The sequence below is a fragment of the Cypionkella sp. PAMC25878 genome (assembly GCF_058135695.1).
In genome coordinates this window covers 4,670,554-4,685,211 of the sequence record NZ_CM176871.1, presented here as the reverse complement: position 1 = coordinate 4,685,211, position 14,658 = coordinate 4,670,554, and the positions used below count along the sequence as shown (strand labels likewise).

The 14,658-nt window shown below is 60.7% G+C and carries 15 protein-coding genes; 11 read left to right on the top strand and 4 right to left on the bottom strand.

Translation table 11 applies throughout. The features are described 5' to 3' along the window. Nucleotides 1–18 precede the first annotated feature (18 nt). Complete coding sequence (locus tag ACS5RD_RS23430) at nt 19–777, top strand: pyridoxine 5'-phosphate synthase (RefSeq protein ID WP_489929341.1); 759 nt, start codon at nt 19–21, stop codon at nt 775–777. 22 nt (nt 778–799) lie between these two features. Here ACS5RD_RS23430 and ACS5RD_RS23425 read toward each other — a convergent pair whose 3' ends face one another. Beyond that, nucleotides 800–1,312 carry a hypothetical protein gene (locus ACS5RD_RS23425; protein WP_489929340.1) on the bottom strand — a complete coding sequence of 171 codons (513 nt, stop codon included), beginning with the start codon at nt 1,310–1,312 and terminating at the stop codon, nt 800–802. Nucleotides 1,313–1,533: 221 nt separating this feature from the next. Between ACS5RD_RS23425 and acpS the strand changes: the two genes are divergently transcribed. The 5 genes from acpS to ACS5RD_RS23400 all read left to right on the top strand — a co-directional run bounded on the left by acpS (nt 1,534) and on the right by ACS5RD_RS23400 (nt 4,873). Further along, complete coding sequence (acpS, locus tag ACS5RD_RS23420) at nt 1,534–1,947, top strand: holo-ACP synthase (RefSeq protein WP_054008135.1); 414 nt, start codon at nt 1,534–1,536, stop codon at nt 1,945–1,947. Nucleotides 1,948–2,000: 53 nt separating this feature from the next. Beyond that, nucleotides 2,001–2,780 (top strand): signal peptidase I, encoded by a 780-nt coding sequence (lepB, locus tag ACS5RD_RS23415; RefSeq protein WP_489929339.1) that lies wholly within the window; start codon nt 2,001–2,003, stop codon nt 2,778–2,780. After that, nucleotides 2,777–3,466: a ribonuclease III gene (rnc, locus tag ACS5RD_RS23410; RefSeq protein ID WP_489929338.1), complete on the top strand. Its 690-nt coding sequence runs from the start codon at nt 2,777–2,779 to the stop codon at nt 3,464–3,466. The genes lepB and rnc overlap by 4 nt, the downstream gene beginning before the upstream one ends. A gap of 22 nt (nt 3,467–3,488) precedes the next feature. Then, the gene (gene era / locus ACS5RD_RS23405) at nt 3,489–4,412 is read left to right on the top strand and encodes a GTPase Era (RefSeq protein ID WP_054008498.1); all 924 of its coding nucleotides are present in this window, start codon (nt 3,489–3,491) and stop codon (nt 4,410–4,412) included. Nucleotides 4,413–4,537: 125 nt separating this feature from the next. Next, the gene (locus ACS5RD_RS23400) at nt 4,538–4,873 is read left to right on the top strand and encodes a DUF1491 family protein (protein ID WP_489929337.1); all 336 of its coding nucleotides are present in this window, start codon (nt 4,538–4,540) and stop codon (nt 4,871–4,873) included. On the opposite strand, the gene ACS5RD_RS23395 is transcribed toward ACS5RD_RS23400, so the two are convergent. Further along, nucleotides 4,852–5,448 carry a Pr6Pr family membrane protein gene (locus ACS5RD_RS23395; protein ID WP_489929336.1) on the bottom strand — a complete coding sequence of 199 codons (597 nt, stop codon included), beginning with the start codon at nt 5,446–5,448 and terminating at the stop codon, nt 4,852–4,854. The two genes, ACS5RD_RS23400 and ACS5RD_RS23395, sit on opposite strands and share 22 nt — an antisense overlap. 72 nt (nt 5,449–5,520) lie before the next feature. Between ACS5RD_RS23395 and recO the strand changes: the two genes are divergently transcribed. Together recO and ACS5RD_RS23385 are read left to right on the top strand one after the other, a co-directional pair. Continuing rightward, nucleotides 5,521–6,237 (top strand): DNA repair protein RecO, encoded by a 717-nt coding sequence (recO, locus tag ACS5RD_RS23390; protein WP_489929335.1) that lies wholly within the window; start codon nt 5,521–5,523, stop codon nt 6,235–6,237. A 68-nt stretch (nt 6,238–6,305) separates the two neighbouring features. Continuing rightward, on the top strand, nt 6,306–7,523 hold the full coding sequence (locus ACS5RD_RS23385) for an MFS transporter (RefSeq protein ID WP_054008129.1): 1,218 nt from the start codon (nt 6,306–6,308) through the stop codon (nt 7,521–7,523). Here the strand turns inward: ACS5RD_RS23385 and ACS5RD_RS23380 are convergent. Continuing rightward, nucleotides 7,520–9,172 carry an acyl-CoA dehydrogenase family protein gene (locus ACS5RD_RS23380; RefSeq protein WP_489929334.1) on the bottom strand — a complete coding sequence of 551 codons (1,653 nt, stop codon included), beginning with the start codon at nt 9,170–9,172 and terminating at the stop codon, nt 7,520–7,522. The two genes, ACS5RD_RS23385 and ACS5RD_RS23380, sit on opposite strands and share 4 nt — an antisense overlap. A gap of 167 nt (nt 9,173–9,339) precedes the next feature. Here ACS5RD_RS23380 and ACS5RD_RS23375 point away from each other — a divergent pair, with 167 nt between their 5' ends. Then, nucleotides 9,340–10,110, top strand: coding sequence for a sulfite exporter TauE/SafE family protein (locus tag ACS5RD_RS23375; RefSeq protein WP_054008127.1), 771 nt, complete (start codon nt 9,340–9,342; stop codon nt 10,108–10,110). Nucleotides 10,111–10,286: 176 nt separating this feature from the next. On the opposite strand, the gene ACS5RD_RS23370 is transcribed toward ACS5RD_RS23375, so the two are convergent. Further along, nucleotides 10,287–11,885 carry a phosphoenolpyruvate carboxykinase gene (locus tag ACS5RD_RS23370; RefSeq protein WP_054008126.1) on the bottom strand — a complete coding sequence of 533 codons (1,599 nt, stop codon included), beginning with the start codon at nt 11,883–11,885 and terminating at the stop codon, nt 10,287–10,289. Nucleotides 11,886–12,252: 367 nt separating this feature from the next. Between ACS5RD_RS23370 and ACS5RD_RS23365 the strand changes: the two genes are divergently transcribed. Next, a complete protein-coding gene (locus ACS5RD_RS23365) occupies nt 12,253–12,954 on the top strand; it encodes a response regulator transcription factor (RefSeq protein WP_054008125.1) in 702 nt (233 codons plus the stop codon). A gap of 10 nt (nt 12,955–12,964) precedes the next feature. Continuing rightward, entirely contained in the window at nt 12,965–14,656 is a 1,692-nt protein-coding gene (locus ACS5RD_RS23360) for a sensor N-terminal transmembrane domain-containing protein (RefSeq protein ID WP_489929333.1), read from the top strand. Nucleotides 14,657–14,658 lie beyond the last annotated feature (2 nt).

The window sequence follows — 14,658 nt, the reverse complement described above, 5'->3', positions numbered from 1 at the left end:
CCACAAAGGACGCAGGCGATGGCACATCTCGCGCGGCAACGGCTTGGCATCAACATTGATCACGTCGCCACCGTGCGCAACGCCCGTGGCTCGGCTTGGCCCGACCCTCTGCGCGCCGCTTTGCTTGCCGAAGCCGCCGGGGCCGATGGCATCACCGCCCATCTGCGCGAAGACCGCCGCCACATCCGCGACGCAGATATGGAGGCACTTGCCGCAGGCATCGGCATCCCGCTGAACTTCGAATGTGCCGCCACCGATGAAATGGCCGCGATCATCCTGCGCCTGAAACCCCACGCCGTCTGCCTCGTGCCCGAAAACCGCGCGGAACGCACCACCGAAGGCGGCCTTGATGTGGCCTCCGACGCCAACCGGCTGACTGATTTCATCACTCCCCTGCGCGAAGCGGGCTGTCGGGTGTCGATGTTCATCGGCCATGCGCCGGCGCAGATCGAAGCCGCCGCCCGCATCGGTGCCGCCGTGGTTGAGCTCCACACCGGCCACTATTCCGACCTGCACGCCGAAGGCCGCATGGTCGAAGCCGAGGCCGAACTCGACGCCCTGCGCAAAGGTGCCACCTACGCCCACAGCCTTGGCCTAGAGGTTCACGCGGGCCACGGCCTGACCTACGACAACGTCACGCCCATCGCCGCCATCCCCGAAGTGGCCGAGCTGAACATCGGCCATTTCCTGATCGGTGAGGCGATCTATGTCGGGCTTGAAGCCGCTATCAAAGAAATGCGCCGTCTGATGGATGCGGCGCGCGCAATCCCGGCCTGAAGGCCGGGACGCGCTGCAGCGGTCACTCGGTGACGGTCAGAACCGTCCACATCCCACCGACAAAGTGGTTGGGAATGTTGCAATAAAGCAAATACAGCCCCGGTGTCAGATCAACCGTCAACGCACCGCTTTTGCCTGGATCAAGCTCGGCAACCTCGCCCAGATGCCCGGCGGTTTCTTCATCGACCCGGTTCTCATCGGCAAGATAGGGCAGGTCGACATCGGTCGACTTTATCGGCGAGACGATCATTTCGTGGATGATGTCCTTTGAATCATTGACGACCTCAAAGGTGATCCTTCCGGGAGCAATCGTTGCTGTGTCGATCTTTATCCCCATCATGGCCATCGACATATCGCCGCCGGACATGGCTTTTCCCATGCCCAACATCATTTTACCGTCCATCATTGCCGAGTCCGGTCCTTTGTCCCACAGCGAGACATGCACCGTGCTATCGGCGGCGAAAGCGGTCGTTCCGCTGAACGCCGCGAACAGCGCGGCAGCGAGGGTAAAAGCAGTGCGTCTGGAGACTCTCATCACTCAATCCTTCTGTGCAAAGGGTCAAACGGCCCCCGCTTATTCTCCGCCTGATCCCGGCGCGGCGCATTGATCTGAATCAGCCCCTATCTCTACTGCATTGCTGCCGGCGCCTGTGCTGTCGACTGGACAGCGCGGGCTTGCGGCTCTACCTTCAGAGTTCATTTTAATCAGGGATCTGTCGCGTTGAAGCAGTTGTACGCCGGGCCCGAGGGGCAAAGATGATCCTTGGCATCGGTTCTGACCTTGCAAACATCGACCGGATCGAGGCCGCCCTCGCCCGTCACGGCGACCGTTTCAAAACCCGCGTCTTCACCGAACGCGAGCAGAAAAAGGCCGAAAGCCGCCCCCGCGCCATAGCCGCCACCTATGCCAAACGCTGGGCCGCGAAAGAGGCCTGCTCCAAGGCGCTCGGCACCGGACTGCGCATGGGCATCTCTTGGAAAGACATGGCGGTTTCAAACCTGCGCTCGGGCCAGCCGGTGATGCACCTCACCGGATGGGCCGCTGAACGCCTCGCGCAAATGACCCCGCCCGATCATCACGCGATCATTCACGTCACTTTGACCGACGATCACCCTTGGGCGCAGGCTTTCGTGGTGATCGAAGCCCGCCCCGGCCCCGCGCCAACTTGACTCCGGCCCCCCCGGCGCGCATGTAGCGGCAAATCTGAAGGAAGACGAACATCATGGCGAAAAACGAAAGCGGCATTGTCGAGACGATCAAAACCGTCGTCTACGCATTGCTGATCGCAGGCGCTTTCCGCACCCTGCTGTTCCAGCCGTTCTGGATTCCGTCCGAGTCGATGAAAGACACCCTGCTGGTCGGCGATTTCGTTTTCGTCAACAAGATGGCCTATGGCTATTCCAAATACTCTTGCCCCTTCGCTTTGTGCCCAATCTCAGGCCGCATCTTCGCGTCCGAGCCCGAGCGCGGCGACGTGGTGGTGTTCCGCCATCCGGTCAATGGCTCTGATTTCGTCAAACGCCTGATTGGTCTGCCGGGTGACAAGATCCAGATGAAGCAAGGCGTGCTCTACATCAACGGCGCGGTCGTGCCGCAGGTGCCCGATGGCACCTTTGAAGAAGTGATGGAACCGCAAGGTCCGATGAAATCCCGCCCGCGCTGCAGCAATGGCGCGGTGGGCGACGGTGCGATCTGTCAAAAAGAGCGCTTCCGCGAAACCCTGCCAAATGGCGTCGTGCATGACGTGATGAACATCGAAAATGATGGCTACGCCGACAACACCGATGTCTTCACCGTGCCCGAGGGCGAGTATTTCTTCATGGGCGACAACCGCGACAACAGCCAGGACAGCCGCTTTGCCCAAGCCGTCGGTGGCGTCGGCTTCGTGCCCGCCGAAAACCTGATCGGCCGCGCCGACCGGGTGATCTTCTCCTCCGCCGGCACCTCGATGCTGTTCTTCTGGACCTGGCGCGCCGACCGTTTCTTCAAGGCGGTGGAGTGAGGCTCGCGGCTGATCTCAAAGCCTTCGAGGCGCGCATCGGGCATACTTTCCGCCAGCCAGACCTGCTGCTGCGCGCCGTCACCCATGCCTCGATTTCCTCCACCACCCGTCCCGACAACCAACGCCTTGAATTCCTTGGCGATCGGGTCTTGGGTCTTGTGATGGCCGAGGCTTTGCTGGGGGCTGACATGGCCGCCTCCGAAGGCCAACTCGCCCCCCGATTCAACGCTCTGGTCCGCAAAGAGGCCTGCGCCGAAGTCGCCCGCGAAGTGGGCTTGGGCGATGTGCTCAAACTTGGCCGTTCCGAAATGCTCTCCGGCGGTCGCCGCAAAGAAGCTCTGCTCGGCGATGCGATGGAAGCGGTCATCGCCGCCGTTTACCAAGATGGCGGTTTTGACGCCGCCCGCGCGCTGATCCTGCGGCTGTGGGGTGCGCGCATCGGCGCGGTTGAGCAGGACGCACGCGATCCGAAAACTTCGCTGCAAGAATGGGCGCAAGCCCGCGCCATGCCGCCACCGATTTACACCGAACAGGGCCGGGAAGGCCCAGACCACCAGCCGATCTTCACTGTTGAAGTTCGTCTGGAAAGTGGCGAGGCTGAACTTGCCCGCGCCGGATCGAAACGTGTGGCCGAACAAGCCGCAGCCCGCGCCCTTCTGGCCCGGATGGAGACTTCTGATGACTGAAGACACCAAACTGACAGGCCGGATGCCCGATGGCCCCGGCACCCGCGCGGGCTTTGTGGCGCTGATTGGCGAGCCGAACGCGGGCAAATCGACCCTGCTGAACCGTATGGTTGGGGCGAAAGTGTCAATCGTGACGCATAAAGTGCAAACCACCCGCACCCGGATCCGCGGCGTGGCGATGGAGGGTGTCGCGCAGATCGTGTTTGTCGACACACCGGGCCTGTTCCGGCCTCGCCGCCGTTTGGATCGCGCCATGGTCAAAGCGGCTTGGGGCGGTGCCGCTGATGCCGATCTGATCGTGCTGTTGATCGAAGCCAACCGGGGCCTCACCGAAGGTGTGGCCACCATCATCGACCGCATGAAAGACCAAGTCCCGCAAGGTCAGGCCGTGGCTTTGGCGATCAACAAGATCGACAAGGTGAAAGCCGAGGTGCTGCTGGCTTTGGCCGAGAAAATGAACGAAGCCTTCCCGTTTGCGAAAACCTTCATGATCTCGGCTGAAAAAGGCTACGGCGTCAAAGACTTGCGCGAATGGTTGGGCGAGCAGATCCCCGATGGCCCGTGGTTCTACCCCGAAGACCAGATCGCCGATCTGCCGATGCGGATGATCGCCTCGGAAATGACCCGCGAGAAGCTGACGCTGCGGCTGCACGAAGAGCTGCCTTATCAGCTGACCGTCGAGACCGAGAAATGGGAAGACAAGCCCGACGGCAGCACCCGGATTGACCAGATCATCTATGTCTCGCGCGATGGCCACAAAGGCATCGTGCTGGGTAACAAGGGTGAGACGATCAAAAGCATCGGCCAAGCCGCCCGCGCCGATATCTCGGAATTCCTCGGCCGCACCGTGCATCTGTTCCTACAGGTGAAAGTACGGGAAAACTGGCAGGATGAACCCGAGCGTTATTCCGAAATGGGTCTGGATTTCAAAGACGGCGAGGCGTGACGTAGGCGGAATTCGCAGTCGAATTCCGGCACGAAATTTGTCGCAAATTTCGGTTTCGTGGTTTGAAAGCGGGCGTTGGTTGATCCGTTGAACCCTCCGGGGGGAGTATTTCAGAAAGAGCAACGATGAGTGCGCGTCTCACCTCTGATCTATGGGTTTCCGCCTATCTGACCCGGCTGCGATTGGCGGATATTCCGGTCTATGTCACCGCCAAGGGCGACCCGACGGCAGGGGCGGTGATTGTGAAAGTCGCCCTGCTGAACGGCCAAGCCCGCGCCTATCAGCGCTCGTTTGATCTGATGGCCGATGCCCGGGTCTGGGTGGTTCTGGCGGATGGTCTCGAGCCCGAGGTGGATGCCCTGCTCTCCCGTCAGCGCAGCCGCGACCCTGATCTTTGGGTGATTGAACTTGAGGATCGCCAAGGCCGCACCCTGCTGGATCAGCCGGGTTTGGCCGAGTGAAGGATACGCGCCAGTGCCGCGACGGCGAGGCTGAGCAGCACCAACGCCACCACCAGCGCACCGATGTTGCGCACAACATGTGGCCAGCCCAAGGCGTCCGCGTTCAGGAACGGATAGGCCCAAGCCCCGGTCTGTTGCCCCCGGATCATCGCATAAGCCGCATATATCGTGGGCCAAATCAGCCACTGCGGCATATCCGACCAGCGCACATGTTTCGGCGCGAAGGCCAGCCACCACGCGGCAAAGCCCAAAGGCATCACCGTGTGCAGCCCCAGATCGGCCCACCAGCCAAGGCCCTCAGTCGGAAATTGGCTGGCCAGCAGCGCGTGATACAGAATCCCCACCGTTGTAATCGCCACCATCAGCCCCGCCGCGCGCGAGGCGGAAATCTGCCAGCCCTTGGTGATTGCCAAAAGATGCGCCACCAGCAAGGCATTGCTGAGAATGGTGAAATAGGCGGCCATCGCCCAAATTCTGTCCACCGCCAAGCTAAGCCCGGTCAGCGCATCAAACTGCGCGCGCAGCGCAGCGAGGCCAACTATGGCAAGGGCAAAGGCGGTCAATCGGGCAAACATCTGCGCAATCTGCCGCAAAACCCAAGGATGGCAAGCCTTGCTCTGCCGTGACGCTGCGTCGATACTGCGGCGATGGAATGGCGCGATCAGGGGGCGGTGATCTCGGTGCGGCCGCATGGCGAGACATCGGCGATCATCGAGGTGTTCACGGCGGCGCATGGGCGTCATGCCGGCGTGGTGCGCGGCGGTGCCTCGCGCCGGATGGCGGCGGTGTTGCAACCCGGCAGCCAAGTCGATGTGGTCTGGCAGGCGCGGCTTTCGGAACAGATCGGCAGTTTCAAGGTTGAGCCGCTGCGCAGCCGGGCCGGGGTGCTGGCGGATCGGTTGAACCTTGCGGGCCTCAACGCGATCTGCGCCATGCTGCACATCGTTTTGCCCGACCGCGAATCGCATCCGGCACTTTACGCCCGCTCCATCGCCTTGCTGGATGCACTGCAAACCCCCGGCTGGCCGCCTGATTATCTGCGATGGGAGCTAAACCTGTTGGAGGAACTCGGCTTTGCCCTCGATTTCAGCCAATGCGCCATCACTGGCAGCCGCGAGGATCTGGCCTATGTCAGCCCGAAAACCGGACGCGCAGTGAACCGCGATGCTGCTGGCGAATGGGCGGGGCGGCTGTTGCCTTTGCCGCCGGTTTTGCTGGGGCAGGGGCCCGCCAGCCCGGTTGAAATTGCCCAAGGCCTTGCGCTGACCGGGCATTTCCTGAACCGCGCTTTGGAACCCACATTGAACGGCAAATCACTGCCCGAAGCGCGTGCGCGATTATTAGCCATCTTGGCGCAACAATAGTCGCGGACAGCCTAACCGCCGTCGCCAGCAGCACAGACCTCCGCCGCCAGACCAAGCCAAATACCCGCATGGCCCTGCGGTATCAGTCTTTGGAGTTGAAACACTCCTCCAGCCCAAAACTCCAGCATTTCGCTTTGCTTGCGGGGCTTGAGGCTGCGGTGCGCGGCACGCTGATTTCCACCATTCCGATTGCAATCTATGACGCGTTCGGCTCGGCGCAGAACCTGTCCACGGTCTATTTGACCGCAGGCATCATCACCCTGTTCTGGGGCCTGATGGTGCCGCGCCTGACCCAGATCTGGCCGCGCCGCTGGGTCTATTCGGCGGGCTGCGTGTTTTATCTGATCGCGATGGTGCTGTTCGTTCTGGGCACACAATGGTCGGTGCAACTGGGCATCCTGATCATGTCGATGGCCACGGTGACCTGCTTTGTCTGCTTCAACGCCTATGTGCTGGATTATGTGCCGCGCGCCGATCTCGGCCGCACCCAAAGCCTGCAAATGGTCTATGCCGCAGCGCCTTGGGCGATTGGCCCGATGGCGGGCGTCTATATGCGCGCGCTTTGGGCGCCGTTGCCGTTCATCGTCGCCGCCATCTTCGCGGTGATCCTGTTCGGGGTGTTCTGGTATCTACGGCTTGGGTCGGGCAAACAAATCACCCGCGCCAAAGGCCCTGCGGTCAATCCCTTAGCCTATTTGGGCCGTTTCTTCCGTCAACCGAGGCTGATCGCCGGCTGGCTGTTCGCGGTGATCCGCAGCTGTGGCTGGTGGGTCTATGTCGTCTATGTCCCAGTGTTCTGCATCGAATCCGGCTTGGGGGACAAACTCGGCGGCTTCATGCTGTCGGTGTCGAACGCCACGCTGCTGCTGTCGCCGTTCATGGCCGCATGGGTGCGCAAACGCTCGGTCCGAGTCGCCCTGCGCCGCGCCTTGGCCTATTGCGCCATCCTGTTTTGCGCCGCCACCATCTTCGCCTTTGCCCCCACGCTCACCATTGCCTGCTTGTTCCTCGGCTCATTCGGGCTTGTGATGCTCGATGTCGCCGGAGGTCTGCCGTTCATGATGTCCGTCAAACCCTCGGAACGCGCCGAGATGGCCGCCGTCTATTCCAGCTTCCGCGATGTCTCGGGCATCGCCACCCCCGGCATGGCGTGGCTGGTGCTGTGGGTCGCCCCGTTGAACTTCATCTTCGCCGCCTCGGGTCTGGCCTTCGCCGCCGCCTATGTCATCGCCAGCAGCCTGCATCCCCGCCTAGGCATCCTACGCCCCTCGCGTGGCCGCCCCTAATCCAACAACCGCCGCGCAATCACCTGCGCCTGAATTTCCGCAGCGCCCTCAAAGATGTTCAAAATCCGCGCATCGCACAGAATCCGCGAAATCTGATACTCCAGCGCAAAGCCATTGCCGCCATGGATCTGCAACGCATTGTCCGCGCTGGCCCAAGCCACCCGCGCGCCCAATAGCTTCGCCATCCCAGCCTCCAGATCGCAACGCTTGCCGTGATCCTTCTGCCATGCGCTGAAATAGGTCAGTTGCCGGGTGATCATCACCTCAACCGCCATCATCGCCAGCTTCCCCGCCACCCGCGGAAATTCGATCAGCGCCTTTCCGAACTGCTTGCGATCCGTCGCATAAGCCATGCCCACTTCCAAAGCATTCTGCGCCACGCCAATCGCCCGCGCCGCCGTCTGGATGCGCGCACTTTCAAAGGTCTGCATCAACTGCTTGAAGCCTTGCCCCGGCACTTCGCCCAACAGGTTCTCGGTCTTCACCTTAAAGCCATCAAACGCCAGCTCGTATTCCTTCATGCCGCGATAACCGAGCACCTCAATCTCGCCCCCGGTCATCCCCGGAGTCGGAAACGGCTCGGCATCCGTCCCCGGCACTTTCTCGGCCAGAAACATCGACAAGCCGCGATAATCTGTCGTCTCCGGGTCAGTGCGCGCCAGCAATGTCATCACATGAGTCCGCGCTGCATGGGTGATCCAAGTCTTGTTCCCCGTGACCTCCCAAGCCCCATCCACCGCAACCGCCCGGGTGCGCAACGACCCCAGATCGCTGCCCGTATTCGGCTCGGTAAACACGGCTGTCGGCAAAATCTCCCCAGAGGCCAGCTTCGGCAACCACTGCGCCTTCTGCGCCTCGGTGCCACCACACAAGATCAACTCGGCGGCAATCTCAGAGCGCGTCCCCAACGACCCAACCCCAATATAGCCCCGCGACAACTCCTCAGACACCACCACCATCGAGGCTTTCGACAGTCCAAAGCCGCCAAATTCCTCCGGGATCGTCAGCCCAAACACCCCCATCTCGGCCAAAGCCGTGATGATCTCCATCGGGATCAATTCATCGCGCAGATGCCAGCCATGCGCAAACGGCACCACCTTTTCATCGGCAAAGCGGCGGAACTGGTCGCGGATCATCTCTAACTCATCATCCAGCCCAGTGACCCCAAATGTCGCCCGACCGTGATTGTCGCGCATCAACGCCACCAGCCGCATCCGCGCAGCAGGACTATTCCCCTCGGCCATCAACACAGCCGCAGCAAGCCCCGGCACAGCAGAAATCCCCAAATCCCCCAGCCGCGCCATCTCGCCCTGCGACATCGGAATCCCGCCATGAATCTGGCTCAGATACTCGCCAAAGCCGATCTGAAGGATCAGCCCCTCCATCTCGCCAAAGCGACCGTCCTCAGCCAACCGCCCCGCCCAAGCCCGCAACTGCCGCAAAGCTTCGGTGTAGGTCGCCAGCCAAGACAGGCTGTGCGCCGCAAACTGATGCTCTTCCATCGCGGTGGCAGAGACCTTGCCCGCCACCGTCACCAGCCCGCGCAGAGCTTCACGCCCGCGTTCAAACAGTGCCTCAACTTCCGGCACGGCTTCGGCGGTCAGCCTCAAAAGGTCGATCATAACACCAGAGTTCTGATCCAAAGCCATCCCCGTCCTCCGCACATGCTGCATCTGCGAAAGGGGTAATCCCTTCGCAGTCGCAGCGCAACATTAATTCGATAGGATGCCATAAATTGATTTAAAATGTCGCATGTAATTTTGACGTGCGGTCCGTCCCCCCCTGCATTAGACAAAGCCTGCAAGGAGAAAACCGCATGGAATATCTTATGGCTGGCCTGACGCCACTGGCTTTTCTGGCGGCGCTGGCCATCACCTGTTTCGCGGGCTTCGTCAAAGGCGCGGTTGGCTTCGCGATGCCGATGATCATGATCTCCGCCTTCTCCAGCTTCCTGCCGCCCGAGACTGCCCTCGCGGGCCTGATCCTGCCCACCCTGATCTCCAACCTCACCCAAGCCTTCCGCCAAGGCTTTGCCCCGGCTTGGGAAACCGTGATCAGCTATCGCCGGATGCTGATTGCCACCGTGATTTTCATCGTGATTTCAGCTCAGTTCGTTCGCGTGATCCCGCAAGACCTGTTCCTGCTGCTGCTCGGCCTGCCGATCACCGCCTTCGCCGCGCTGCAACTCGCCGGGGTCGGCCTCGCCCTGCGGCTAGAGCATCGCAATCGCGCCGAGTGGATTCTGGGTGCCATCGGTGGGCTCTATGGCGGGGTCTCTGGCGTCTGGGGGCCGCCGCTGCTGGTCTACCTGCTGTCGATCAAAGCCGACAAACTGGAGACCGTCCGCGTGCAAGGTGTGGTGTTCCTGATCGGCGCCGCGGTCCTGCTGGCCGCCCATCTGCACTCCGGCGTGATGACCGCCAGCACGATGAGCTTCTCCGCGGCGTTGGTGCTGCCCGCCATGCTCGGCCAATCTCTGGGAGTCGCGATCCAAGACCGCCTCGATCAGTCAAAATTCCGCCGATGGACGCAAATCCTGCTGGTGCTGACTGGCCTCAACCTGATGCGGCGGGCGGTCGGCCTCTAACCCCAGTTTCCCTAAAATTTGCTTTCATCTTGGCTCAAATATCCCACAGGGGTCTGGGGGTGTGAAACCCCCAGCCGCCCATGCAGCAAGCCAAAGCTTAACAGAACCTGAACAGCAACCTGTAAGTCTTTGAACTCAAAGTATTTGAAAAAGTCCCAACGCGGGACCCTCCCGTTTCAGCCAATCGCCGCTGCTTTCACGTCAGCATCAATGAACGGCACATACTGCGCGAAATTATCGGCGAACATGCCCACCAATTTCTGCGCCTGCGCATCATAAGCCGCCTTGTCGCTCCAAGTCGCGCGCGGGTCCAGCAGGGTCGCATCGACTCCCGGCACCGAAACGGGAACCTCAAAGCCAAAGTTCGGATCGCGGCGGAACTCCCCGGCCGAAAGCGAACCATCCAGCGCCGCCGTCAACAAAGCCCGCGTTGCCTTGATCGGCATCCGCTTGCCCTCGCCAAATTTGCCCCCGGTCCAGCCGGTATTCACCAGCCAGCACGATGCGCCAAACTTCGCGATCTTCGCCTGCAACAGCTTGCCATACACCTCCGGCCGGCGCGGCATGAACGGCGCGCCAAAGCAGGTCGAGAACGTCGGCGTCGGCTCGACAATCCCGCGCTCCGTCCCCGGCGTTTTCGAGGTGAACCCCGACAAGAAATGATACATCGCCTGCGCCGGCGTCAATCGCGCGATCGGCGGCAGCACCCCATAAGCATCGCAGGTCAGCATGATCACATTCTTCGGATGCCCGCCCATCCCGGTTTCCGACGCGTTCGAGATGTACTCCAGCGGATAAGCGCAGCGCATGTTCTCGGTCAGGCTGCTGTCGGTGAAATCCAACTCCAGCGTTTCCGGATCAAACACCATATTCTCGACCACGGTGCCAAACTTCGAAGTCGTGCCGTAAATCTCCGGCTCGGCTTCCGCCGACAGATTGATCGTCTTGGCATAGCAGCCGCCCTCAAAGTTGAAGGTGCCGCGATCCGACCAGCCGTGCTCATCATCGCCAATCAAAATCCGCGACGGATCCGCCGACAAGGTGGTTTTCCCGGTGCCAGACAGCCCGAAGAACACCGCCGAATCCACCGGATTGCCGATCGCATGGTTGGCCGAGCAATGCATCGGCATCACGCCTTTTTCTGGCAGCAGATAGTTCAGCAGCGTGAACACCGCTTTCTTATTCTCGCCCGCATAAGCGGTGCCGCCGATCAGGATGATCTTGCGCTCAAAATTCAGCGCGATCACGGTAGAGGTCCGGCAGCCATGCAGCTTAGGATCAGCCTCAAACGACGGGCAGTTGATCACTGTCCATTCCGGCACGAAAGCGTCCAACTCCGCCCGCTCAGGGCGACGCAGCATGTGGCGGATGAACAGCCCGTGCCACGCCAGTTCCGTCACCATCCGCACATCCAGACGGTAAACGGGGTCGGCTCCGCCGAACAGGTCCTGCACAAAATACTCGCGCCCCTGCATATGCGCCAACATATCCGCGTACAACCGATCAAACGCCTCGGGCGCCATGGCCGCGTTGTTTTCCCACCAGATCGAATCCTCGACCCCGGCGGTGCGGACCACGAATTTATCCTTCGGCGAACGCCCGGTAAACTGCCCGGTGGTGCACAAAAACGCCCCACCCTTGCCCAGCTTCCCCTCACCGCGCGCCACGGCAGCTTCGACCAATGCAGGCTCGATATAGTTATAATAGACGCGCCCCAGCCCGCTGATGCCTTGATTTTCCAACCGTTGCGATGGGTTCACGCGTCCATTCGTCATCCTGCAAGCTCCCGTTCCCGCCAAGCTAGGGCGGTATAGTTTCCAACCCGTAATGCCCAAATCTTGGGCATTTCTGCGAAAACCCAAGATTTGGGTCTCGTGCCTTTGCTATAACATACGGATTTTGCACGGAATAGGACGCGAGGTCACAGTTAGCGCAACCAAATTCGGGTTAGCGCAACCAAAATGGAGCCGATAGGAAAACTGCGTCATATTAGTCATTCATTTGGAAATTTAGCGCCTGATGGAGTCTCAAGCCATGGGTGATTCGCAGTTAGCAGTTGCTAACGAGGCGCGGAAAACGGAATATGTGTCAAAAATCAGGCAAGCAAATTAGGCAAGCCGAGCAGTATAGGGAAGCCCAAACATGGCAAGGATCGCCCTTGTAGACGACGACAGGAACATCCTGACGTCGGTTTCTATGACTCTTGAAGCCGAGGGGTTTGAGGTCGAAACCTACAATGATGGCCAGTCTGCGTTGGATGCCTTCAACCGCCGGATGCCCGATATGGCGGTGCTCGACATCAAAATGCCGCGGATGGATGGCATGGATTTGTTGCAGCGTCTGCGGCAGAAATCCACCATGCCAGTGATCTTCCTGACCTCAAAAGATGATGAGATTGACGAAGTGCTTGGGCTGCGGATGGGGGCTGACGATTACGTCAAGAAGCCGTTCAGCCAGCGGCTGTTGGTCGAACGTATCCGGGCCTTGCTGCGCCGCAACGATGCGATTGCAACGGGCGAAGTTGCCGTCACCGAAGAAACCAAGATTATGGAACGTGGTCACCTGCGGATGGACCCGCTGCGGCATTCCGTGGCTTGGAAAGGCCGCGATGTCTCGCTGACCGTGACCGAGTTCATGCTGCTGCAAGCCCTCGCACAGCGCCCCGGTTTCGTGAAAAGTCGGGATCAGCTGATGGACGTGGCTTACGACGATCAGGTCTATGTCGACGACCGCACCATCGACAGCCATATTAAGCGCTTGCGCAAGAAAATGCGCTCGGTTGACGATGACTTCGCGGCGATTGAGACGCTGTATGGCATTGGCTATCGCTACAACGAAGAGTGACCGCTAGGCCATGACAGCGGCGCAAAACATATCCATGAAAGACGCGACCCCGGCGAAAAAGCCGGGAGAGTTGCTGTTGGGCGAAGACTGGGTCTCACCCGAGGTTGTGGCCGATAGTGCTTTGTCCGAAGGCCGCGGGCGGCGTGGCATCGTCTCGCTGAACCGCTCACCTTTGGCGCGTAAGATCATCGTGTTCAACCTGATGGCGTTGGTGATTTTGGTCGCAGGCGTTCTATTCATGAACCCGTTCCGCGATAGTCTGGTGTTGCAGCGCGAAAAGGCCTTGGTGACCGAAGCGCAGTTGATTTCCAACGTGGTGGAATCGGTCGCGATTAGCGCAAATGGCAGCCTGCCTGTGAGTTTGGCAGGCTTGGCCGTGGCGCCGGGCGTTGAGGTTTTTGTATTTGATCCCAAAGGCCTGCTGGTGACGCACAGCATCGGTCAGGCCCGCCCCGGTGATGCGTTGCGCGATGAGCGCAAGACCATCATCACCGATCTTCTCAATGGTATTTGGGAGGCTGTCTCCGGCCTTTTGGGCGCCGGAAACCACGTTCCCTCCGCCGCCAATGGCGAGGCGATGGCGCGTGATCTCTATGCCCGCGCGTTGACGGGCGATGTGGCGGTGAACACCGGGCGCGGCGTGGACGGTGGCGCGCAGTTCTCCGTGGCAAGCCCCGTGCGGTTTGGCGGCGCGGTGATTGGGGCCGTGGTGCTGACCTCGGCTGAGGGCGAGATTGACCGTCTGGTCCGCTATGAGCGCGAGCAGATCCTACAGATGTTCGTCATCGCGCTGTTGGTGTCCATCGGCCTGTCGCTGGTTCTGGCTTCGACCATCGCCAACCCGCTGTCGGATCTGGCCGCCGCCGCTGAACTTGGCCGCGACCGCGATGCGCGCAAAATGTCCCCCGGCCGGGTGCGTATCCCCGATCTCGCCGCCCGCCCAGACGAAATTGGCCGCCTGTCGGTGGCGATGCGCGGTATGGTGGCGGCGCTGTATGACCGGATCGACGCCAATGAGCAGTTCGCAGCGGATGTCGCGCATGAGATCAAGAATCCCCTCGCATCCCTGCGCTCGGCTGTCGGCTCGATGCGGATGGTCAAGAAAGAAGAGCACCGCGAGAAGCTGCTGAACGTCATAGAACATGACGTGCGGCGTCTGGATCGACTGGTGTCGGACATCTCCAACGCCTCGCGCCTCGACAGCGAATTGGTGAAAGAGGAGGAGGAGGAGTTCAACCTGGTCAAAACCCTAGCCAATCTCACCGAATATCTCGGCGACCAAGCACGCGAGAAGAACGTTGAATTCATTACCGATTTCCCCACAGAAGCCATCAAGATCCACGGGCTGGAAGGCCGCCTTGCGCAAGTCTTCGTCAACCTGATCACCAATGCGGTGTCGTTCTGCGATGATGGCGATGCGGTGCGGGTTTGGGCGCGCAGGCGAGAAAACCGTGTGCTGATCGTGGTCGAAGACACTGGGCCGGGCATCCCGGAACAGGCGCTGACCAAGGTGTTCAAGCGCTTCTATTCTGACCGTCCACCCACGCATTTCGGCAACAACTCAGGCCTTGGCCTGTCGATCTCCAAGCAGATCGTTGAGGCACATGGCGGCGTGATCTGGGCCGAAAACATCCGCCCCACCAATGCCGACCCCACCTCTGACCCGCTCGGCGCGCGGTTTGTGGTCGGTCTGCCGGTGTGAGC